At 63.6% G+C, this 22,750-nt stretch carries 21 protein-coding genes; 14 read left to right on the top strand and 7 right to left on the bottom strand.

The features are described 5' to 3' along the window. The first annotated feature begins 4 nt into the window (after positions 1-4). The 7 genes from VGG89_04960 to VGG89_04930 all read left to right on the top strand — a co-directional run bounded on the left by VGG89_04960 (position 5) and on the right by VGG89_04930 (position 8,905). Positions 5-679, top strand: coding sequence for a response regulator transcription factor (locus tag VGG89_04960; protein ID HEY1975867.1), 675 nt, complete (start codon positions 5-7; stop codon positions 677-679). Continuing rightward, complete coding sequence (locus VGG89_04955; protein ID HEY1975866.1) at positions 676-1,866, top strand: HAMP domain-containing sensor histidine kinase; 1,191 nt, start codon at positions 676-678, stop codon at positions 1,864-1,866. The genes VGG89_04960 and VGG89_04955 overlap by 4 nt, the downstream gene beginning before the upstream one ends. A 62-nt stretch (positions 1,867-1,928) precedes the next feature. Next, a complete protein-coding gene (locus VGG89_04950) occupies positions 1,929-2,303 on the top strand; it encodes a hypothetical protein (protein HEY1975865.1) in 375 nt (124 codons plus the stop codon). A 47-nt stretch (positions 2,304-2,350) separates the two neighbouring features. After that, a complete protein-coding gene (locus VGG89_04945) occupies positions 2,351-5,374 on the top strand; it encodes an efflux RND transporter permease subunit (protein ID HEY1975864.1) in 3,024 nt (1,007 codons plus the stop codon). Beyond that, a complete protein-coding gene (locus VGG89_04940) occupies positions 5,371-6,579 on the top strand; it encodes a TolC family protein (protein HEY1975863.1) in 1,209 nt (402 codons plus the stop codon). Before VGG89_04945 ends, VGG89_04940 begins: the two co-directional genes overlap by 4 nt. Next, positions 6,576-7,712, top strand: a complete 1,137-nt coding sequence (locus VGG89_04935) for an HlyD family efflux transporter periplasmic adaptor subunit (GenBank protein ID HEY1975862.1) — start codon at positions 6,576-6,578, stop codon at positions 7,710-7,712. The genes VGG89_04940 and VGG89_04935 overlap by 4 nt, the downstream gene beginning before the upstream one ends. Positions 7,713-7,714: 2 nt before the next feature. Further along, positions 7,715-8,905, top strand: a complete 1,191-nt coding sequence (locus tag VGG89_04930; GenBank protein HEY1975861.1) for a histidine-type phosphatase — start codon at positions 7,715-7,717, stop codon at positions 8,903-8,905. Positions 8,906-8,998: 93 nt separating this feature from the next. On the opposite strand, the gene VGG89_04925 is transcribed toward VGG89_04930, so the two are convergent. After that, on the bottom strand, positions 8,999-9,562 hold the full coding sequence (locus tag VGG89_04925) for a hypothetical protein (GenBank protein HEY1975860.1): 564 nt from the start codon (positions 9,560-9,562) through the stop codon (positions 8,999-9,001). A gap of 29 nt (positions 9,563-9,591) precedes the next feature. After that, positions 9,592-11,484: a 1-deoxy-D-xylulose-5-phosphate synthase gene (gene dxs, locus VGG89_04920; protein HEY1975859.1), complete on the bottom strand. Its 1,893-nt coding sequence runs from the start codon at positions 11,482-11,484 to the stop codon at positions 9,592-9,594. Positions 11,485-11,595: 111 nt separating this feature from the next. On the opposite strand from dxs, the gene VGG89_04915 reads away from it, so the two are divergent. Then, positions 11,596-11,937 carry a metalloregulator ArsR/SmtB family transcription factor gene (locus tag VGG89_04915; GenBank protein ID HEY1975858.1) on the top strand — a complete coding sequence of 114 codons (342 nt, stop codon included), beginning with the start codon at positions 11,596-11,598 and terminating at the stop codon, positions 11,935-11,937. Then, positions 11,934-12,407 carry an SRPBCC family protein gene (locus tag VGG89_04910; GenBank protein HEY1975857.1) on the top strand — a complete coding sequence of 158 codons (474 nt, stop codon included), beginning with the start codon at positions 11,934-11,936 and terminating at the stop codon, positions 12,405-12,407. Before VGG89_04915 ends, VGG89_04910 begins: the two co-directional genes overlap by 4 nt. Here the strand turns inward: VGG89_04910 and VGG89_04905 are convergent. From VGG89_04905 to VGG89_04890, 4 genes are read right to left on the bottom strand one after another with little or no spacing between them, the layout of a single operon-like run. After that, complete coding sequence (locus VGG89_04905; protein HEY1975856.1) at positions 12,381-12,986, bottom strand: hypothetical protein; 606 nt, start codon at positions 12,984-12,986, stop codon at positions 12,381-12,383. The genes VGG89_04910 and VGG89_04905 overlap by 27 nt on opposite strands. Positions 12,987-13,014: 28 nt before the next feature. After that, the gene (locus VGG89_04900) at positions 13,015-14,580 is read right to left on the bottom strand and encodes an aspartyl protease family protein (GenBank protein ID HEY1975855.1); all 1,566 of its coding nucleotides are present in this window, start codon (positions 14,578-14,580) and stop codon (positions 13,015-13,017) included. Positions 14,581-14,616: 36 nt separating this feature from the next. Next, a complete protein-coding gene (locus VGG89_04895; GenBank protein HEY1975854.1) occupies positions 14,617-14,832 on the bottom strand; it encodes a hypothetical protein in 216 nt (71 codons plus the stop codon). Continuing rightward, positions 14,819-15,421, bottom strand: coding sequence for a hypothetical protein (locus VGG89_04890; GenBank protein HEY1975853.1), 603 nt, complete (start codon positions 15,419-15,421; stop codon positions 14,819-14,821). Before VGG89_04890 ends, VGG89_04895 begins: the two co-directional genes overlap by 14 nt. A gap of 14 nt (positions 15,422-15,435) precedes the next feature. Here VGG89_04890 and VGG89_04885 point away from each other — a divergent pair, with 14 nt between their 5' ends. Genes VGG89_04885 through VGG89_04870 form a run of 4 tightly spaced genes read left to right on the top strand, consistent with a single transcriptional unit; the run spans position 15,436 to position 20,045 of the window. Continuing rightward, complete coding sequence (locus tag VGG89_04885) at positions 15,436-17,553, top strand: DPP IV N-terminal domain-containing protein (protein HEY1975852.1); 2,118 nt, start codon at positions 15,436-15,438, stop codon at positions 17,551-17,553. Between the two features lie 53 nt (positions 17,554-17,606). After that, the gene (ampC, locus tag VGG89_04880; protein ID HEY1975851.1) at positions 17,607-18,692 is read left to right on the top strand and encodes a class C beta-lactamase; all 1,086 of its coding nucleotides are present in this window, start codon (positions 17,607-17,609) and stop codon (positions 18,690-18,692) included. A gap of 9 nt (positions 18,693-18,701) precedes the next feature. Continuing rightward, entirely contained in the window at positions 18,702-18,932 is a 231-nt protein-coding gene (locus tag VGG89_04875) for a hypothetical protein (GenBank protein ID HEY1975850.1), read from the top strand. Positions 18,933-18,935: 3 nt separating this feature from the next. After that, entirely contained in the window at positions 18,936-20,045 is a 1,110-nt protein-coding gene (locus VGG89_04870) for a thiolase family protein (protein HEY1975849.1), read from the top strand. Here VGG89_04870 and VGG89_04865 read toward each other — a convergent pair. Further along, entirely contained in the window at positions 20,028-20,426 is a 399-nt protein-coding gene (locus tag VGG89_04865) for a transcriptional repressor (GenBank protein HEY1975848.1), read from the bottom strand. The two genes, VGG89_04870 and VGG89_04865, sit on opposite strands and share 18 nt — an antisense overlap. A gap of 115 nt (positions 20,427-20,541) precedes the next feature. On the opposite strand from VGG89_04865, the gene katG reads away from it, so the two are divergent. After that, on the top strand, positions 20,542-22,749 hold the full coding sequence (katG, locus tag VGG89_04860) for a catalase/peroxidase HPI (protein ID HEY1975847.1): 2,208 nt from the start codon (positions 20,542-20,544) through the stop codon (positions 22,747-22,749). Position 22,750 lies beyond the last annotated feature (1 nt).

Raw genomic sequence — 22,750 nt, 5'->3', positions numbered from 1 at the left:
CCAGTTGAGACTCCTCGTTATCGAGGACGATGAGCCGCTACGGTCGCTGCTCGCGCGCGGATTGACCGAAGACGGGCACGTCGTCGACCCGCTGGCGGACGGGCGCGACTGCGCGGCATATCTCGCGAGCACCGGCTACGACGCCATCATACTGGACCTCAACCTTCCACACGAGGATGGATTATCGATCGTCCGGCGCCTCCGCCGCGGCGGCGATTCGACACCCATTCTGATTTTGACCGCGCGTGACGAGACGGGCGACGTCGTCGCGGGACTCGACGCGGGTGCCGACGACTATCTGCGTAAGCCGTTTGCCTTTGACGAACTCGAAGCGCGTTTGCGTACGCTCGCCCGGCGGCCGCCCAACTGGGTCGAAGACGTGCTCCGGGCCGGCGACCTCGTCTTCGACCGCGTCACCCGCCACACGCGCCGCGGCACGCGCGAAATCGTCCTCACCGCAAAAGAAAGCATCTTCCTCGAGATGCTCATGAGCAACCCCGGCCGCATCGTCACGCGACGGACGTTGGAAGACCGGCTTTGGGACCGGGGCAGCGATCCGGCTTCGAACGTGCTCGACGTATACGCCCGGCGGCTTCGCAAAAAGCTGGCGACTGACGGTGAAACCCAGATCATCCAGACCGTGCGAGGCTTGGGATTTCGCCTCGCGACCGAAGTATGAGCGTTCGCAACCGGTTCGCGGTTACGGTTGCTGCGGTTATCGCGGTCACCGTGGCACTCTTTGCCACACTGTCGATCGTCGCACTCGACCGCGCGCTGCGGTCGAGTTTTGCAGCACGACTGCGGACTGCGGCGCAGGCGGTCTCGACCACCGCCGACGTGCACCACGACGTCATTTCCGTCGACGCAGGCGACCTTCGCGAGCTGGCCGCGCTACACGAGGATACGCCGTTTTCGATCGTCGACGTGGACGGCAAATTGCTCGGGGGAACACCGCTGCCGGCGTCGCCGCGGCAACACTCACTCTTCACCGTCACCGTCCCGATCGACCGCGGCGGCCGAACGCTCGGATACGCAACGGTATGGCAATCCGACGCGTGGATCGTGGACTTCGAGCGTGACGCTGCGATCCTATCGGCGGTCATGGGCTTGTTGCTCATCGCCCTTGGCGTGACTCTCTCCGCGCCGGTGGCAAAGACATACGAGCAGTTGCTCAATCAGTTGCAAGCCGCACTGGCGCGCGAGCGCCAGTTCGTCGCCGATGCATCGCACGAACTGCGCGCTCCCCTGGCCGTGCTCCACGCCGAGGTCGAGCTGGCGTTACGGCGCGATCGCACGGAGTCGCAATATCGCGCCGCAATGGAATCGATTGGGCGTGAAGGAGCCCGCCTCGAGCTGCTCGTCGACGAGCTGCTCGCCGCGGCACGCGCTGAAGCCGACGCATCCGAACGCGAGCATCTCGACGCCGGTTCGATGGTACGCGAACTGCAAGAACGGCTACGGCCGGCGGCGGCGCTCAAAGGCGTCGCGTTGGAAACGGCGTCGGACGAGAGCGCATACGTCGACGCCAACGGCGTGATGGTCGAGCGCGCGCTATTGGCAATCGTTCATAACGCCATTACGTTCGCTCGCGGCTGCGTGCGAGTGAAAGTCACGCACGACGATGGAACGGTTCGCATCGACGTAACCGACGACGGCGCCGGCTTTACGTCCGAGGCGCTCGAGCACGCCACCGAACGGTTTTGGCGCGGCGACTCGGCGCGCGGACGCGGCGGAACGGGCCTGGGTCTGGCCATCGCGCGTTCGCTGCTGGAAGCCAACGGGGGGCGCATCGCGCTCGCTAACGGATCCCATGGCGGCGCGGTGGTGTCGGCCTATCTCCCCGGACCGTTTCTTAAGGAAACATAAGGCGATCTTAATGTAAGATAACCTTCGGAGTCCGTATGGCTTCTGAAGGGGGTTTCCCGCCAATGACTATCGCGCGGACCGTTTTCGCCGCTTGTGCTAGCGCAACGATCGCTCTCCTTACACCGGCCGTTGCCGGAGCCGTACCCACAAGCTATCTCCCGGGTGCGCCGCCTTGCACGACCAAAGAGGCGCAACGGCCAATCACGTCTCTCCAACCGTCGTATGCCTCGTCGATCCAACCGCCCGTGCGAAGCGAAATGACGATGCTCCCGCCGCGCGGTCACACGGTCAACGACTTCCCGATACTCAATACGATTCCGACCGTCTACGCGAAGCCAAGCGACGAGGCCGTTACTAAAAACTCGACGTCGCAGCCCTCGACCTTTGCCAACGGCCAAAAGGCGCTTCCCATTTCGACGTGCGGCTCTACGATATAGGCGGTTTCACGTAGGGTTCATCTAGGACCGCTATCATCGAGCGGTCCATGGGCTTGGCTGGATTTACGCTGCGCCATCAGCGCGCCATCGCGTTTCTCACCGCCGCGCTAACGGTTGCCGGTGCGTGGGCCTACACCCGTACGCCCGCGGCAATCTTTCCCGAGATGCACTTTTCGCGCGTTGACGTCGTGGTCGACGCCGGCGACTTGCCGCCCGAACAAGTGCGCGTCGCCGTAACGATGCCGCTCGAGCGCGCGTTCTTGGGGCTTCCCTCAGTCTCGCGCGTGATGACGACCTCCGCGCAAGGCAGTTCCGAACTCGTGGCGGAGTTCGATCCGAAAACCGGCACCGTCACCGATTTACAGTACGTCAACAGCGCAATCGAGCAGGCGCGTTCGTCGCTGCCCCCCGAAGCAGCGGTGCAAGCGAACATCGTGACGCCGCAAACCGAGCCCGTACTCTCGTACGCGCTCACGGGTGATTCACTCTCGCAGACGCTCATCCGCGAGTACGCGCAAGTGACGCTCGTTCCGGCGTTCTACGGTATTTCCGGACTCGGACGCATCTTGGTGGCGGGGGGCGCGCAGCGCGAGTATCACGTCGATCTCGATCCGGCGGCGCTCGCGGCAGCCGGTATCGGCGCACAAGACGTGAGCAATGCCATCGCACAGGCCAACGACGTGCAAGCGGTCGGCTTGGCCCAAAACGGATCGCAGCGAAGTGCGGTTCTCGTCGACGCCGGTCTGCGCGACGCGGCGCAGCTCGCGCAGATCGCCGTCCCCACGCGAAACGGCGCCTCCCTGACCGTCGGATCCCTTGGAAGCGTCCGTCTCGGCGTGGCGCCGGCAACGAATCAGGTTGCGTACAACGCGCAGCACGCCGTTGCGATCAGCTTCTACGCACTGCCGGGCGCGGACAACGTCAAGATGGCCGACGAAGTCAAAGCGCGCTTTGCGAAGTTGTCCGGTGCGGTTCCCGTGGGCGTCAGCCTCCACCGTTACTGGGATGCCACCGATCTCATCGTCGCGTCTCAGTCGAGCCTGCGCGACGCAATCCTCGTCGGGGCCGTGCTGGCGCTCGGAGTCATCTTCTTCTTTTTGCGCAACCTGCGCATGACGCTGGTCGCCGCGTTGGTGATCCCGTCGGCGATGGCGATCGCGGTGCTGGCGATCTCGGAGCTGGGAGAGACGCTGAACATCATGAGCCTCGGGGGTCTCGCCATTGCCGTCGGATTGATCATCGACGACGCCATCGTCGTCATTGAAGGCATCGCGCACACGCTGCACGACACACCTTCGCTGGAGGCCCGTGAGGCCGTCGTCGCTACGATGCAGCGGCTGGTGCGCCCGATGACGGCATCCACCTTGACCACCGTCGTCGTATTCGTTCCGCTCGCGCTGCTCGGCGGCGTTTCGGGTGCGTTCTTTCGAACGCTGGCACTGACGCTGACGGCCGCGCTGCTCGTCTCTCTGGGCCTGGCGATCTTCGTGACGCCGATGCTTTTCCGTTTGCTCATGACGCGCAACGCGCCGCACGAAGAGAATCATGCAATAGCGCGCGTGCTCGAGCGCTACGAACCGCTGCTCCGCTGGGCCCTCGCGCGCCGGCGCGTCGTCTACGCCGGTGCGGCCGCGGTGCTGGTCGCGACCGTCGCGCTGCTGGTCATACTGCCGAGCGATTTTCTTCCACGGCTCGACGAGGGACAGTTCGAGATCGACTATCAGATGCCGGTCGGAACCACGCTGGCGGCCAGCGACGAAGCGGCGCTCGTGCTCGAACGCGTCGTGAAATCGGATCCTGCGGTCGTCGCCGAGGGGCGGTACACCGGCATCGACACCAACGGGTTCTCGCCGACGCCCGCACGATCCGGGATCATGCGCGTCAAGCTCAAGCCGCTCGGGGAACGCGCCTCGTTCGACGCGGTCAGCAACCGGCTGCGCGACGCGATGTCGGCCGCCGTGCCCGCCGCGATCCTCGACGTCCATCAAATCATCGAGGACCTCATCAACGACGTTACCGGCGCGCCGGCGCCGATTCAGATCGTCATCAGCGGGAGCGATCAGAGTACGCTCGTGCGCTTGGCGACGGACGTCGCGAACTCGTTGCAGAACGCTTCGAGCGTTGCCGACGTGTTCTCAGGCGTGCAGCAAGACGACCCGACGTTGCGCGTGGAGCCGAACTTTGCGCGCCTGGTGCGCAGCGGCACCGATACCGGCACCCTTGCGTCTGCGCTCGCGGCCGGAACGCAAGGCAACGTGGTAACGAACCTACCCGAACGCGCGATGTTGGTACCGGTTCGCGTAAAGGTCGAGGGTGACGCGTTATCGAGCGTCTCACTCGCAAGCGGAGCGATTCCCCTTTCACAGGTAGCGAACACGAACGTCGACCGCAGCGCAACCGACATTACCGAGATCAACGGACAACGGGTGATCATCGTCACGGCCAATCTGGGCAGCGGATCTCTTTCGTCGGCCGTGAGCGCCGTTCAAGCAGCGGTCGCGCGGACACACTTTCCGCCGGGATATCACGCGAGCATTGCCGGGGCCTATCAGCAACAGCAACAGTCGTTCTCACAGTTTGCGCTGGTCATCGCCCTCGCGATCGGCCTGGTTTTCTTCGTCATGCTGTCGTCTTTTGGTTCGTTTCGTCAGCCGCTGGTCGTGCTGGCGGCCGTTCCGCTGGCGCCGATCGGCGTCGCACTCGGCTTGACGCTGACCGGTACGCCCTTCAACGTATCATCGTTCATGGGACTTCTGCTGCTGGTCGGGCTGGTCGTGAAGAACGGAATCTTACTCGTCGACGCGGCGAACCGGCGCCGAGCCGAAGGCCATTCGATCGACGACGCGCTGGCGCTCGCGGGACGCGAACGGCTGCGACCGATCTTGATGACGACGTTTGCCGCGATCGGAGGCCTGTTGCCGCTGGCATTCGGCATCGGTGCGGGCGCTGCGATGGAACGGCCCCTGGCAATTGCCGTGGTCGGCGGCTTGTCGACCGCTACGGTGTTCACGCTGGTACTGATCCCCGTGCTCTACGCCACGTTCTGTCGCCGCGAGACGGTGGAGGCATGATCGCGACGATCGTTCTCGCCGCGATTCCGGCGTTCGTGCAGCTGTCGCTGACCGACGCACAGAGCCGCGTCGTTGCAAACAGCGTCGACGTGCAGACGGCACTGGCAGCCGCGCGCCAAAAGAACGCCGCGCTGCAGATAGCTCGGACCGGCGCGATTCCGCACCTCTTCGGCGATTACGCACTCTCGCCGCAGGCATCGGCGAATAATCTGTATGAGGTCGAGCAGCACTTTCTTACGGTCGGCGCCGACATCTCGATCAACGACGTGCTCGCGGCATCGCCGCAGACGCAAGCCGCCGCCGCCGATTTACTTGCAGCACAACGCGAAGCGGATGCCGCAACGCTGCACGCGCGCGAAACCGCCACGAAGCTGTATTTCACCGCCCTGCAGACGATTGCCGTGCAGGTACAGCGGCAGAACGATTTGACCGGTGCACGTCGCGATCGTTCCGCTGCCGAGCTGCGTTATCGTACCGGCGAAGCGCCGCAAATCGACGTGGTCCGCGCAGACGTTTCCGTAGCGCAAGCCAAGGCGAACTTCGCCCGCGCGCAAGCCGACCGCGCGGACGCGGCGGAAGCGTTGGCATCGGCCGCCGCAATCGCTCCGGATGCCCTAGGGGCTACAGGCGGAAGCGTTGCGCCGCTCGCGCTTCCGCTAGACGAAACGCGAGCCACGGCGCGCGCCCTCGCGATGCGCCCCGAACTGGCATCGCTGCTGGCCACGATCGACGCGCGTCGCGCCGACGTAGCCACCGCACGTCAATCCGCGCTTCCAACTGCAACCCTGTCGGGCGGGTACGCGCGCGGCGTCGATACCGAGCTCCCGGTGCAAGGTCCGGCGGTGACCGCGCACGTCGACCTCCCGCTTGCCTCGGGGGCCGGCGCACGCACGTCGTCGGCGCTTGCGCAGGTCGAGATCGCTCGCGCGCAACTCGTCGACGAGCGGCGCACGATCGCGCTGGAAGTGAGCAGCGCGGTGCGCGACGCTCGCGCGCAGGCTGCGGCGCTGCGGGCGGCGCTGGTCGCGCGCGACGAGGCAGCGCGTGCGCTCGCCGCGGTGCAAACGGGTTATCGCGAAGGCGCCAGCTCGAGCCTCGACGTTGCCGATGCGCGGCGTACGTACGAACAGGCGGCGATAGACGCGTTGGTCGCGCAGTACCAGCAGGCGCAGGCGCTTGCCATTCTGGAGGTTATCGTGCCATGAAGCGTTCGCTGCCGATCGTTATGGCTTTGGCTGTAGCGGGTTGCCACGGCGAAAGGCCGGTTACCCACTTCCAGCCCACGGTGCGCGTAGTGGCCGCTCGTCTCGGCTCGCTGCAGCAGACGCTCGCGCTCGCCGGGCGCGTCGGTCCCGCCGCCGGGACGCAAACGAAACTCGAATTTTCCGTCCCAGGCACCGTGCGATCGATCGACGTCCGCCTCGGCGACCGGGTCGCAGCCGGCACGGCACTGGCGCAACTCGATCCGACGAGTTATTCGCTGGCGGCGCAGCAAGCCGGCGCCGACGCGTCGGCAGCGATCGCGGGAGCGGCTGCGGCGCGCGTCGACCGCGTGAGCGTCAAGCTCAATGCCGATCGCGCCGAACTGGAGCGGCAGCGGCACCTCTATCGCGCCGGCATCTCAGCGTTACGCGACGTCCAAGGTGCCGAAGCGACGCTTGCGGCCGACCGTGCGGATTCACAAGCCGCGCGCGCGCAGATCGCACAAGCCCAAGCGCAAGCCGCATCGGCAAACGCCCGCGCAGCATCGGCAACGTACGACGTCGCGCGGACAACGCTGCGCGCTCCCCACGAAGGCATCGTCGTTGCGATCTTCGCCCAACCAGGCGACGCGGTCGACACCACGACGCCCGTCGTCGCGATCGCGCCGGCGGAGCAGCATAGCGCAACGCTCGACGTTCCGGTGAGCGACGTCGCGCGCGTCACCGCCGGCGACGCAGTGACGATGCGCGCGGGTACGCTGACCTGGAGCGGCCGCGTCAGCGGCGTCGCTACCGCCGTCGACCCCGCGACGGGTCTGGCCGTGATGAGTGTCGACGGCATTCCAAGCGGCGTCGCGGCCGGCACGCCCGTTGACGCAACCGTCGTCGTTGGCTCGGTGCGCGGGCTGATCGTTCCGGCCGACGCGATTGTCGAAGATCCGCAAAGCGGCAAGACTTTGGCGTTCGTTCAAGGACACGACAAGAACGGCGCTACGATCTTCGAGCCGCGCACGGTAACAATCGACGCCCGCAACGATTCGTTCGTGCGCGTCACATCGGGACTACGCGCCGGGGAACGCGTCGCCGAGCGTGGCACCATCGACCTACTCGCACCGCCTAACTCAGGAGGAGACTAAACGTGAGAATCTGTACGCTGTTGTTCGCCTTTCTGTGCGCGCTGATCGCGTCGGACGCCCTTCCGGCGCGCGCACAGCTGCCGGCGGCCAACGACCTCAAGGCCGTCGTCGTCTTGATGCGTCACGGCGTGCGTTCGCCGACGCATCCCGGGGAGCTTTCGGCTTACGCGCGGCAGCCGTGGCGTCAGTTTGACGTCAAGCCCGGATATCTCACGGCGCACGGAGCGCTGCTCGCGCAGCAGCTCGGCGAGTACTATCGTAAAATGTACTTACCGGGCTCGGGTTGTCCGGCGCAGGGCTCCGTGTCGATTTGGGCCGACGTCGACGAGCGCACGCTCGAAACCGGCAAGGCGATCGCCAAGGGCTTTGCACCTGATTGCGGACTCACCCTCGGTCACTCCCCCGGCGACAAAGATCCACTCTTCGATCCGCCCGGCGTTGCGAAAGTCGATGCTGCACTTTCGCTGGCGTCACTGCAAGGTGCGGTCGGCGGCGATCCCAACACCCTTGCTAAAGCGTATAACGCGCAATTTGCGGCGCTGGACGAGATATTGGGCTGCGGGCACGCGACGGCGTGCAAACCGATTTCGAGCCAACCGTCGACGATCGAATCCAAAGGCGACGGACGGCTCGCCTCGCTTTCCGGCGGGATCGATCTCGCCGCCACGGCTGCCGAGAATCTCCTGCTCGAATATACCGACGGCGCACCGGCACCGGGGTGGGGTCGCCTCAACGACAACCGTCTCATCGAGGTGATCCAATTGCACGCGGTGGCAAAGCAGCTAGAGCACAATCGTTACGCGGGCCGCGCGCACGCCTCGAACCTTATGGCGCATATCCTGCGCGAACTACAATCGCCGCCGGCACGCGTTTCGTTTATCGTTGGTCACGATACGCAGCTCGAAGAACTCTCCGGGATGTTTGGTCTCTCCTGGCTCGTGCGCGGGGACGCCATGAACGATACGCCTCCGGGCAGCGCGCTGGTGTACGAACTTCACGCGCCGGCGAACGGGGCGCAGTACGTGCGCCTCTATTTCGTGGCGCAATCGCTCGACGACATGCGTGCGGGTCGCGGCACTAACCCGCAGCGCGTTCCGGTCTACGTTCCGGGCTGCCCGACCTTAGATTGTCCCATAGACACGTTCGCAAGCGTCGTCAACGGCGCGATCGATCCGACATTCGTGGCGCGCTGACGGACGGAGCTCTGAGCGCCCACGCTCGGGGTGACAATGCAGCTAAAGGAAGCCGCGCTCGAGCGCGGCTTCCTCTTTATCGCGCGCTGCGCGTTACGGAATAACGCGGCGGGGTGGGATATCTTCTTCCGGCGTGAACTCGGTCGGCTCGACTTCGCCCGTTTCGGTGCGAATGCGACCCGTTTCGGTTGGTGCGAGTATCGCTCCGACGCGTTGCCGGTCTTCGTCGCGCGGCGTGACGCCGATGACGATGCCGCCTTCATTGACGCCGGTCTCGAGCTCGCGCGCGCGATCCTCGGGAATGCCCATGCCGATCAGTGCGCCGACAATCCCGCCGACGACGCCCCCGGCGCCGATTCCGGCGAGAATGGCCGCAATGGGTCCGGCGACTAACGGCAGCGCCGCACCGCCGGTGATAATCGTTCCTGCGATCGTCGTTGTCAGCGCGGCTGCAATGCCCCCAAGGGTGCCGCCGATCAGTCCGCCGGTCGCGGTGCCTTCACCGACTTTGCTGCCGGTGGACTCGGCAAACTCTTTGGCGCGCGTGCGATCGCTCATGATGACGCTGATCTCGTCGTCGCGATAGCCAAGCTCGTGGAGAAGCTTTACCGCTTCTTCCGCATCGTGGCGGTTGTGGAAAATGCCCGTTTCAATCATGGGAGTAGAGTTACCACTCCATGAGGCGCCTAAACCCTTGTCGCGGCTCCCTGCAACAACCCCGTCAGTTGCTTGGACAGCGCTTCAGCGTTGAGACCGATTGCCGCGCGCTGCTTATCCTGCGAGTCGTGCTGAACCAACACGTTTGGCACGCCGATACGCTGCACTTTGAGCGCAAGACCGCGATCGGCGACGAACTCCGAAACGGCCGATCCAAAACCGCCGTGCAGCGAGTGTTCCTCGAGCGTGATAACGTGCGTGTGATCGTTTGGCAGATCCAGGAGGAGCCGTTCGTCCAACGGCTTGACGAAACGCGCGTTTACGATCGTGGGCTTCCGATCGCCGTCGAGCGCGTCGTATGCATCTAAAGCGACGTCCACGGTATTGCCGTAGGCGAGCACCGCGACGCCGCTGCCGCGGCGCAGCACTTCGGCCTTGCCCTGCACGATCGGCGCGAGCGGCTCGTCGTGCCGGCCGCTGGTCGATCCGCGCGGATAGCGAATCGCGGCGGGTGCGTTGAGCGAGAGCGCGTGCTCCATCATGGGCAGCAGTTCGGCCTCGTTGCGCGGTGCCATCACCGTCATGTTCGGCAGCGTCCGCAAGTAGGCGATATCGTAAAGTCCCATATGCGTCGGGCCGTCGTCGCCGACGAAGCCGGCACGGTCCATGCAAAAGATCACGGGCAAGTTTTGCACGACGACGTCGTGCACGATCTGATCGTACGCGCGCTGCAGGAACGTCGAGTAAATTGCGCAGACGGGACGCAAGCCGTTGGTGGCCATACCCGCGGCCGAACAGACGGCGTGCGCTTCGGCGATGCCGACGTCGAAATAGCGGTCCGGAAACTTCTTCGCAAACTTCGCGAGGCCGGTACCGTCGGGCATGGCTGCGGTGATGCCGACGACGCGCGGATCTTTCTCCGCTAACGCAATCATGGCTTCACCAAAAGCGTCTTGGAATTTCGGCCGGCTCGCCGGCGCGCTTTTCTTGCTGCCGTCGCTGGGTTCGAACACGTTGGCGCCGATGCCGTGGAAGGTGCGCGAGTCGCGCTCGGCCGGCTCGTAGCCCTTGCCCTTGAGCGTGCGGACGTGCAGCACCACGGGGCGGTCGAACTCGACCGACGTACGCAGTGCGTCGAGCACGGAGTCGTAGTTGTGGCCGTCGACCGGCCCAATATAACGGAAGCCGAGCTCTTCGAAAATAACCGCGGCTTTCTCGGTTGGCGAGATGAAGCGCATGGCTCCAATCTCCGCCGATTCGAAAGCCTTCTTCGCGGCGCGGCCCAGCGGAATGCGATCGAGCACCGTCTTACCGGCTCTGCGCGCGAAGTTGGCAAACGGCTTCGTGCGCAGCACGGACAGATATGAGGCGATGGCGCCGACGTTGGGCGCGATCGACATCTCGTTGTCGTTGAGTATTACGGTAAACTGCGTCTTGAGATGCCCCGCATTGTTGAGGGCTTCGTAGGCGAGACCGCCGGTCAGCGCGCCGTCGCCGATCACCGCGACGACGCGTTCGTCGCCGCCGGTGAGATCGCGGGCTTGGGCCATGCCAAGCGCCGAGGACACGGCCGTGCTGGCGTGGCCGGCGCCGAATGGATCGTACTCGGACTCGCTGCGCATCGCAAAACCCGAAATGCCGCCGCCCTTTCGCAGCGTGTGGAAGCGGTCGCGCCGGCCGGTGAGAATCTTGTGCACGTAGGCCTGATGGCTCACGTCCCAAACCAGCCGGTCGTGCGGCAAGTCGAGGATTTTGTGCAGCGCTAAGGTCAGTTCCACCACGCCGAGATTAGGGGCGAGATGACCGCCGTTGGCGGCGCACGTGCGGACGAGAAGGTCGCGAATCTCGCTAGCGGCGCTATCTATTTCTTCGCGCGAAAGCTTCTTGACGTCGGCGGGGGATCCAATCCGTTCCAAAACCATCCGCGGAGTATACGGGCGAGCGAGCCCAATTCCCGCCCGCTTGAACGAGGGGTATCCTGCTACCTCCCTTGACATTCCGGTGTACTTTATATAACATGGTCGTTATATAACATGACTGTTATCAAAGCAAGGACCGACGGTAAACGGCTCGACGCCACGTTTTTCGCCCTATCGGACGCGACGCGCAGAGCGATTCTGCTACGGCTTGCAAGCGGGGAGGCGACGGTCAACGAGCTCACCGAGTCGTTTGCGATCAGTCAGCCCGCGATCTCGCGCCATCTGAAAGTCCTGGAAACCGCCGGCTTGATCGCGCGGACGCGCGACGCTCAGCGCCGTCCGGCGCGCGTCGAACCCAAGTCGATTGCCGCGGTCACCGCGTGGATCGAGCGCTACCGCGACCTTTGGGAAACCACCTATCAACGTCTCGACGCCGTTCTCAAGGAGATCTCATGACATCCACGATTCAAATAACGACTCCATCGGATCGCGAGGTGCGCGTGACGCGCACGTTCGCTGCCCCCGCGCCGCTCGTATTCGACGCCCATACGAAACCCGAACTCGTAAAGCGCTGGCTGCTCGGGCCGCCCGGCTGGAGCATGCCCGTGTGCGAGATCGATCTCACCGTCGGCGGCCGCTACCACTACGTCTGGCATAACGATAGCGACGGACGGGAGTTCGGCATCCAAGGTCAGTTTCTCGAAATCGTTTCACCAGAGCGCATCGTTACCGTCGAGACGATGGACGGCATGTCTGGAGAAACGACCGTCACCACAACGTTCGAGGATAAAGGACCGGAAACGCATTTCACGATCACCATGCTCTTCGACTCACAAAAAACGCGGGACATCGCGCTGGAAACCGGCATGACCGACGGTATGGGAATGAGCTACGACCGGCTACAGGACCTGCTGAGCCAAACCTAGCGCGTCGCGGACGATTTCGGCGGCGATCGTGGCGCAGCGTGGACCATGACGAGCAAGCCACATCGCTTGCGGCCAGAGCAACGGATTGAGCAGGGCACGTGCCGGGTGAAGCCATTCTTCCGACAACTCCCGCAGCGGCGTGTCGAGCACGACGCGAACGGCGGCAACGCGCGGCGCCGCGAGCAGACCGGTCTCCATATCCACGGCGGCGTAACCGCGCTGGGACCACGCACGGCGTTGATCGCCGCTAATGATCTGGGTCGTCGTGACGATCGGATCCGAGACGGGCTCGATGCCGCGCGCTTGGACGGCGCGAATCAGCGCTTCGGTCAACTCGGAATCACAGCGCAACGTCGTACCGTCGGGCCGGAGCACTTCATAAGGTATGACGATCGTGCCGGTCGCGTGATGGTGGTGCAGGCCGCCCGCTAAGCCACAGCTGACAACGGTGTCAAGCCCCTGAAGACGCTCGGCGTGACAGAGCGCCACGCCGGCTTCAACCACGTTGCCATTGGGCATCGCGCGGCGCGCCGCTTTGGCCTCCACGCTCGTCGCCGTTACGACCGCAGTATCCCTCATGCCCCTGCGTCGTTCGAAGACGGCGGCCCTAGTTCTTGTTCGGAATCAGGACCATCCGCGCGTGCGGGTAATCGAAGATAATGTTGAAGTGCTTGAGAAAATCGAATCCAACGAGGACGTTTCTGCCGCCGAGATCGTAGGTCGAGCAGGCGTTTGCGCCACCGTATACGATCGGACCGAGGGCGAGCGAATCGATATGACCGCATTCCGCCGGGCGAAAGTTGACGCCGCCCACGCCGCGAAAATAGAGGTGCGACTGAATGTAGCCCACGGCCGAACTGTCGACGGCCATGCGCAGCCCGTGCTGCGAGATGAGCTCGGAAGAGAACAAGACGTGTTCGGGACTACCCGAGTCGAGTATAGCTCGCACGTCGATGCTGCCGTTGAGCTTCATCGGCACGACCGGCACGCCGCCGGAAAGATCGACGAGCAGCGGTACGCCCTGCGACGTATCGACCTCGGTCGATGGATCGCGGATCGTCATCGTCGAGGCGCCGGTATCTAACGTCACGACCGCGCCGCCGAAGAGGTCGAAACCGATGAGACCGTCGGGAGCTTCTTTGTCGCCTTCGAAGTTGCTGCGATTGAGTTCGGCCGTCACGTTTGAAAGCGTGTTACCGCCGATGGTGAGGGAATCGAGCTTCACGATGTCGCTTTTGATCGCGTCGTCGCCGATGGCGCCGCCGGTTCGCGTGGCCGACCAAAGCGTCTTCAGTTTGACTTTCGAAGCGAAACGCTGCGTCAGATAGATCGAGCTCGAACCGGTGTCGAGAATGAAACGCCCCGGTACGCCGTCGATCGTGGCGTCGACGTAGAAACGGTCGTAGCTGACCTCGATCGGGAACGGCTGCGCGTTAGCAAAGGACCACGTCGCGCTGGGCGCCGGCGGATGGAGATCCTGATCGCCGACGATCACGTTGGGCTCGATTTTCGTGTAGACCCACGGACGGCCGGTGCCGTAGCGGAAGGAATGGATCATTTTCTTGCCCGGCAGCACGTCGCCGTATTGGATACCGCGGATCGTCGTGTCGTAGTCGCCGCCCGGATCGATCACCGCTTGAACGAAAGCGCCGGTCGCAGGATCGACGTACAAGTCGACGGCGTCGGCATTGGGAACCGATACGCGAACGATTTGGGCGATCGCTCCGTCGACCGTGGCGGATCCCCGCGACGTCGCGGGCAGCGTATTGAGGCCCTCGTCGAACAAACCCGCATAGGTCAAATCGTACTTGGCGGCCTCGCCGTACTCAGGCGTCGTGAATCCGTTCCAGTTGGTGTTCCAAAAGATGTTTCCGGTGAACCCATCGTCGTAGGTCACGTTACGGCGCACGTTCGTGCTGGCGTTTCGGTAGGCGAGGCCGACGCGCAGTTCCTGGCGTCGAGTGACGACGTCGCCTTTATCGTCGGTGTACTCGCGCGTAAGGCGCATCGTCTTGAAGGTGCCGTCACCAAGCTGCCAGCCGGCGAACTCGTGATGCTTCTGCAGCAGCGCTCGCGCTTGCGAATCGGACTGCTGCTCGGCCGCCGGCGCCGCCCCCGTCTGGGCCGAAAGAACCATGAGAGCTGCGCAGAGACCAACGAATGGACGCTTCATAGCACGCTACTATTCGCGACACGGACGAGCAAGGTCTTACCTGCTCGGTGTGACTGCGCTCGAACATTCCGCCGCCGGCGCGCGCACGTCGTCGGCCGTTTGCATTTCGTAGGGCTGCGATGCGTCTTGGTGCAGGACGAGAAGCCCGGCCAACTGGCCGTAGAGTGTGCGCCCTACCAACGATGAATCGGCGGCTTTCACGAGATCGATCGTGTTCTTATCCGTAAGGCCCGCCGAGCTAATCGCCGACAATGCTTGGTCGGCCGGCACGAGCGGTGCCGGCGTTGGGTTGACGACGGTATTGTTCTCCGGAAACTCGTGCTGCATCGAAGACAGTGCGAGCGTGTCGACCGTGCCGTAGAGGGCGTTGACCACGAGCTTCTGCCGCTTCAAGAGTTGCAGTGGATCCCTGCTTGATCTTATCCTCCGACTGTTCGTCGGGCGTTTTCGGATTCAACGGAAAGTGCGAAGGATCGTCGAGGATATCGTCGATCGTCTTGATGTTGCGATTCAGCGAGAGCGCGACGTTTTTGAGTTGCAGCATGTCCATGTCGATCCTCCCGTGGGAGGACGTATCCGACGCGGTCTTGTTGAGAACCGACACGGAGTAGCCGATCAGGTTATCGTTTTTCATCAAGCCCACAATCGCGGGTTGTACGTGCTCCGTCAGCGTTGCGCACAGCGTGCGCGCCTTGATATCGATGATCGTCTTTAGCGGCGACGAGGACGGAGCTGGCGCAGGCGCCGACACCGCGGCAGCCATCAACACCGCGGTCCAGAAGGCAACTATCACGGCGACGGCCTTTCGGGCCGCCGGCGCAAGGTCTTGCTTGAAACGCATCCAACCTTGGGCCCATGCTTTTCGCGCTGCTGCTGGCGGTCACGCTTCCCGCCGCGGGGCAGCGGCCGCTCACCATCGAGGACATCTACGCGCAACATCCCGTAAGCGGAACGCCCCCGTCGGCGTTTCTCTACGCGCCCGACGGCAATCACTATGCGTTTTCGGTCCCCGGCGCGCGCGAAGACGATCCGCCGGTGTTACACGTTCACGACGTGCGCGACGGCCGCGACGCCGTGCTGCAACCCGCCAAGAGCGCGTCGCGCGGATCGCGGTCGCGCGAGATCTCGCAAGTCGTGTGGTCGCACGACGGCACGCGCGTCGCATTTCTGGCCAGCGGCGCCTTACACGTCGCCGATGCCGACGGCACGCACGACCGCACGCTCGCGGCCGATGCCGACGATCCGCAATGGTCTCCCGGCGACACGGCCCTCGCGTTCGTGCACGACGACGAGCTCTACGAGGTTACGACCGCAGCGCGCGAGCGGCGCTTGACGTTCGATGGATCGGAGACCCGGATCAACGGCGATCCCGACTGGCTCTACAGTGAAGAGCTCGCAGTGGAGCACGCCTTTGCGTGGTCGCCCGACGGACGCAGCATCGCGTATCTCTCGTTTGACGAATCGCCGATCGTACCGTTTCCGATTCAGGATTTTCTCCCGCGCATCAACACCGTCGAAGAGCAGCGCTATCCATTAGCCGGCAGCGCGAACCCGAAGGTCTCGTTGCGCGTGCTCGACGTCGCGTCGGCGCGGTCGCATGCGATCTACGACGGCGCGCCGCACGACGAGTACGTCCTCAGCTTCGTTTGGACGCCGGACGGCCACAGCGTCGTCGACGAAATCTTGGACCGTTCGCAGCATCACCTGCGTCTCATCGCGTTTGGTGCCGCGACCGGCGACGCGCGCACGCTTCTTACCGAGAGCGACGCCAAGTTTCTCGACAACGAAGACTCGCCCCCGCCGCATTTTTTGCGCGACGGTAAGCAGTTCTTGTGGCTCTCGGAACGCGCCGGCGTCGAGGCGCTGTACCGGATCGATACCGCGACCGGAGCGGCGGTTCGCCTGACCGGAAACTACCCGGTGTCGGACGTCGAGCAAGTGGACGAGCGGCGCGGCGTTGCGTACGTCACCGCGTTCTATCCCACGCGACGCGACGCACACTTGCTTCTCGTATCGCTGCGCGGCGGCGCGATGCACGACCTGACGCCCGGCCAAGGATCGCACCTCGTTGTGATGCCCGAACGCGGACGCACGTACGTCGATCATTTTTCCTCGTTGACGACGCCTCCGCAGATCGTGCGGCACTCGCTCGACGGCGGTCGCGACGTTACATTGTTCCACACGCCCGATCTGTCGCGATTCGAACTGGGCACGACGCGCCGCCTTGAGGTTCCATCGAAGTGGGGAGCGTTGGATGCGAGCCTGACCGTACCCGCGGGCTTCGATCCGAGCAAACGCTATCCGGTAATCTTCGCGCCGTACGGCGGACCGCTGCCCGTCGCCGACGGCAACGAAGGCACCGACCAGTGGCCGGGGCTGTTTACGCACTTCCTGGCCCAGCACGGTTTTCTAGTGTTTTCGTTAGCCGGCCCCGCATCGAACAACGATCGCGCGTCGGATGCGCGACTCTTCTACACGAGGATGGGCGAGATTGCGCTTGCGGGACAGCTCGCCGGCGTGGACTGGCTCAAGACGCAACCGTACGCCGATCCGGCGCGGCTGGGCATCACCGGCTGGAGTTACGGCGGCTACCTCACGGCGTTCGCGTTGACGCACGCCCCCGGCGTATTTAAATCGGGGATCGCCGGCGCGCCGCCCGCCGACTGGCACTACTACGACACGGCCTACACGGAACGGTACATGGGCATGCCGAACCAGCAGCGCGCCGCGTATAGGACGACGTCGGTGCTGCCCGCGGCGGCGCAGTTACGCTCGACGCTTTTGATTCTGCAAGGAACCTCGGACGACAACGTGCACCTCATGAACTCGATTTCGCTGCTGCAGGCATTCATCTCGAAGGGCAAGACGGTGGAATACTTTGCCTATCCCGGGTCGCGCCACGGCGTGCGCAGCGTCGCGGGACGCCGGGACATCGGGCGACGCATGCTCGCGTGGTGGGAGCGCACGCTCTAAAATGGTCTTTCGCGATCGCGACGACTTCGCACAACACCACCAGGAGTAAAACGTTGATTCTTGCGTTAACCCTCGCGGCGAGCATCTCGCACGCCGTCGACGCGACCGTTAAGCCGTTGATGGCCAAAAACAGCATTCCGGGGATGGCGGTCGGCGTCGTCGCCGGCGGCAAGCCGTTCTTCTTCTATTACGGCCTCGCGTCGAAGCAGACGGGGCAGCCGATTTCGGCGCGTACGCTGTTCGAGCTCGGATCGATCAGCAAGACGTTTACGGCGACGTTGGCGTCCTACGCCGGCCAGCGCGGCTTCATCTCGCTCTCGGATAAGGTCGAGAAGTATCTGCCCGCGCTGCGGGGCACGCAGTTCGGCGGTGCCACCTTACTCAATCTCGGTACGCACACCGCAGGTGTTCTTCCGCTGCAAGTTCCCGACGGCGTCGACAACGACGACCAGCTCGTCGCCTATTTGAAGGGCTTCCGCTCGCCCAAGACGCCGGGCACCGTGCGCGTGTACAACAACGTCAGCATCGGTACCCTAGGACTCATCGTCGCGAAAAGCATGCACGAAGATTTTGCATCGTTGATGGACCGGCGGCTCTTTCCCGAGCTAGGACTCGAACATACGTACATCGACGTTCCGCCCGCTAAAATGGCCGACTACGCCGAAGGCTACCGCACGAACGGCACCCCCGTGCGCATGACCCCGGGCGAGCTCTGGCCCGAGGCCTACGGCGTGAGAACCACCGCTCCGGACCTGACCCGGTTTCTGCGAATTCAGATGGGCGCGATCGAAGTCGACCCGCTCGTGGCGCGCGCGATCTCCGCGACGCATACCGGATACTTTCGAGCCGGACCGATGACTCAGGACCTGATCTGGGAACAGTACCCGTGGCCGGTGGCGTTATCGGCGCTGCTCGAAGGAACGGATATGATCGAGGACGTCGTTCCCGTGCGCCGGCTCAACCCCCCGTTATCGCCGCAGCCGGACGTCTGGCTAAACAAGACGGGATCGACGAACGGCTTCGCGGCCTACGTCGCGTTCGTTCCCTCAAAACACATGGGAATCGTCTTGCTGGCGAACAAGAGCTACCCCTTGAACGAACGCGTCAAAGCGGCGTTCGACATTCTCTCCAAACTGTGAGGTAACGCTATGGCAGACGCGGTGAGTTTCGCAAAAGACATTCGTCCGCTCTTTACGCAAACCGATATCGATCACATGGCGTTCGCCATGGACCTCAGCAGCGGCGACGACGTGAAAGTCCACGCCGACGCCATCCTCAACGTCGTCAAGGCTGGGTCGATGCCGCCCGGCGGCCCACGCTGGACCGACGAGATGTGCGCCAAGTTCCAGAGCTGGATGGAACAGGGCTGCCCGCCGTAAGGAATGGCGATTTGGGTTCTCCCCGGTTTGCGCACGCCGTTCGTCAAGAGCGGCGGACCGTTTCAATCGCTCGACGCGATCGCGCTTTGCGTTCCCCTCGTCGGGGCGATGATGGCGCAGCTCGATTCGGCCACACCCGACTTCGCCGTATGGGGAACCGTCGTTCCGAATCTCGCGTGGAGCAACATCGCGCGCGAGGTGTTTCTCGACGCCGGTTTGGGAGCAACCGTTCCGGCGTTTTCGACCGTCATGGCATGCTCGACGAGCATGATGGGAGCGATCGAAGCCGCCGGCATGCTCGACGACCGCGGACGTTCCCTCGCTCTAGTCGGTGGAACCGAGAGTTTGAGCCAAGCAGCGCAGTTCGCGATCGCCAATCGCACGACGGGCAAGAGCATGGGCGAGCACATGGAGATGACGATCGAAGACCTCGGCGGCCCGACGCGTGCGGCGCAAGACGAGTTCGCGCTGGCGAGTCATCGTAACGCCGTCGCCGGCTGGGAGCGCGGCTTCTTCGACGATCTAACGATCTCGTTGATGGGCGTGACGCGCGATACGATTCCGCGCGACAATACGTCGCTCGAGAAACTCGCGGCGCTGCCGCCGGCGTTCGGCCGCAGCGGATCGATTACGGCCGGTAACGCGTCGCCGCTGACCGACGGCGCGGCGGGAATGTGGCTTGCGACCGACGCGGGGCTCGCGCGTTTACCGCCGTCGCTGCCGCGCGTGCGGTTCGTCGATTTTGAGATCGCCGCGGTCGACATCGCCCGTGAAGGTTTGCTGATGGCACCGGCTTACGCGATTCCCAGACTGTTGGCGCGTAACGCTCTCACGTACGACGATATCGCACTCTGGGAGATTCACGAAGCGTTTGCAGCCCAAGTTCTAGCGCATCTGCAGATCCTCGAAAAGGGCGGCGAGACGATTCCGCGCGAACGCATCAACCCCAACGGCGGGTCGATCGCGCTAGGTCATCCATTCGGCGCAACCGGCGCGCGCATCATGAGTCAAACGGCGAAAGAGCTCGCGGCCATGGCTTCGGGCGCCAGAGCGATCGTCAGCATCTGCGCCGACGGCGGCGAGGGCAGCGTCGCCTTACTGCAATCTGCTTGAGCACCTCGCGCAGCGGCCCTCGAACGTCACGGATTCGCTTTCGATCGTAACGCCGCGCTCCGCGGCGAGATTCGCGATCGTGCGTTTGGGAAGGGCGAATGCGATATCTTCGATGCCGTTACAGACGGTGCAGCGAAAGTGCGCGTGCTGCGGGCCGGCGGGTTCGTACGTTGCGGCCGGTGCGCCGGGTACGGAGACTTCCGAAATCAAGCCGAGATCGCGCAAACGCTCGAGGCCGCGATAGACCGTCGTCAATCCGATGCCCGGCTGACGAGCGAGCGCTTTCATGTGGATTTCCGACGGCGTTAAGTGACGGCCCCGTCCGCTTTCTTGCACGAGGTCATAAATGAGCTGGTAGTTTTTCGGCAGCGACGGGTGCATATTGACGCCGTACCTTTGCGGCGGTATCCTGCTTAGTACCGAAAGTGAAATTCACTTTCAATCCCCCGAATCCTTTGGACGCCCCTCTCTTCCCTCGAAGCGGAGAAAGCACGAGATGGATAACACGTTGGCCGAGCTCTCTAAAGACGATAGAGGCGAATGCCCGGTAAAGCACGTTCCAATGCGACCGCGAGCGAACATCGACTGGTTTCCGGAGTTGATGGACCTCTCGGTGCTGCATCGCCCTTCGGCGTCGTCCGACCCAATGGGTCCCGATTTTAACTACGCGCGCGAGTTTAAGAGCCTCGACCTCAACGCGGTCAAGGAAGATCTCTATAAGCTGATGACAACGTCGCAGGATTGGTGGCCGGCCGACTTCGGTCACTACGGCCCGCTCATGGTCCGCATGGCCTGGCACGCCGCGGGAACGTACCGCATCGGCGATGGGCGCGGAGGTGCCGGCGCCGGCCAACAGCGCTTCGAGCCGACGAACAGCTGGCCCGATAATGCGAACCTGGATAAAGCGCGGCGCTTGCTCTGGCCGATCAAGCAGAAATACGGCCGGAAAATATCGTGGGGCGATCTGATCGTTTTGGCCGGCAACTGCGCGCTCGAATCGATGGGCTTCAAGACGTTCGGCTTTGCCGGCGGTCGCACCGACTCGTGGGAGCCTGACGACAGCACCTACTGGGGTTCGGAAAACGAGTGGCTCGGAGACCAGCGCTACACCGGTCAGCGCGATCTCGAAAGACCGCTCGCGGCCGTCCAGATGGGGCTGATCTACGTCAATCCGGAGGGTCCGAACGGAAATCCCGACTACCTCGCCTCGGCGGTCGACATTCGTGAAACGTTCGCGCGCATGGCGATGAACGACGAAGAAACCGTTGCGCTGATCGCCGGCGGTCATACGTTCGGCAAAACGCACGGTGCCGCCGATCCGACCAAATACGTCGGCCTTGCCCCGGCGGGCGCCCCGATCGAACAACAGAATCTCGGCTGGCACAACACGTACGGCAAAGGCCACGGCGGCGACACCATCACCAGCGGCCTCGAAGTCACCTGGACGTCGACACCGACGAAGTGGGACAACGGATTCTTCGACATCCTCTTCAAGTACGAGTGGGAACTGACGAAGAGTCCGGCCGGAGCGAATCAGTGGACCCCGAAGAACGGCGGGGGAGCCGGCACCGTACCCGACGCGCACGACAAGACGAAGTTCCATGCGCCGACGATGCTCACGACGGATCTTGCATTGAGATTCGATCCGATTTACGGACCGATCTCCAAACGCTTCCACGAAAATCCTCAAGAGTTTGCCGATGCGTTTGCCAAGGCGTGGTACAAACTCACGCACCGTGACATGGGGCCGATCGAGCGTTATTTGGGTCCGGAGGTTCCTGGCGAACCCCAGATCTGGCAAGATCCTTTACCTGCAGTCGATCACACGCTGATCGACGACAAGGACGTTGCCGAGCTCAAGAAGCGCATCTTGGCATCGGGACTGACGGTTGCGCAGCTGGTTAGCACCGCGTGGGCGTCGGCCTCGACGTTCCGCGGAACCGACAAGCGCGGCGGGGCCAACGGCGCACGCATTCGGTTGTCACCGCAGAAGGATTGGGCAATCAATCAGCCTGCGGAGCTTGAAAAGGTCCTCAAAGCACTCGAGAAAGTGCAGACCGAGTTCAACGCCACGCTTTCCGGCGGCAAGAAAGTATCGCTGGCCGACGTCATCGTGCTCGGCGGTGCCGCGGCGATCGAAAAAGCCGCCAAGGACGGCGGTCACGACGTGAAGGTGGGCTTCGCGCCGGGACGCACCGACGCAACGCAAGACAACACCGACGAGCACTCGTTCACCGTCATGGAACCGCTGGCGGACGGTTTCCGCAACTATCTGGCAAGCAACGGGTCGCGTCCGCCTCAGCAGAAGCTCGTCGATCGCGCGGCGTTGTTGACGCTGACCGCTCCCGAGATGACGGCGCTCGTCGGCGGCCTGCGCGCGCTGGGGGCTAATACGGGCAACTCGAAGCACGGCGTCTTTACGAATCGTCCCGGCGTACTGACGAACGACTTCTTCACTAACTTGCTCGACATGAACACGAAATGGGAGAAGGCGGCCGCCGACAACACGTACACGGGACGCGGTCGCAGCGGCGACGTCAAGTGGACGGCCACGAGTTGCGATCTCATCTTCGGTTCGAACTCGCAGCTTCGTGCGATCTCGGAAGTTTACGCCATCGAAGGCGACCACTTCGTTCGCGCGTTCGTCAAGGCGTGGGAAAAAGTGATGAACCTCGACCGCTTCGATCTGCTCGTAACGAAGTAGC

It is taken from the genome of Candidatus Baltobacteraceae bacterium (assembly GCA_036488875.1).
In the GTDB taxonomy this organism is placed as follows: Bacteria; Vulcanimicrobiota; Vulcanimicrobiia; order Vulcanimicrobiales; family Vulcanimicrobiaceae; genus JAFAHZ01.
This window is presented reverse-complemented; position numbering and strand designations above follow the sequence as displayed.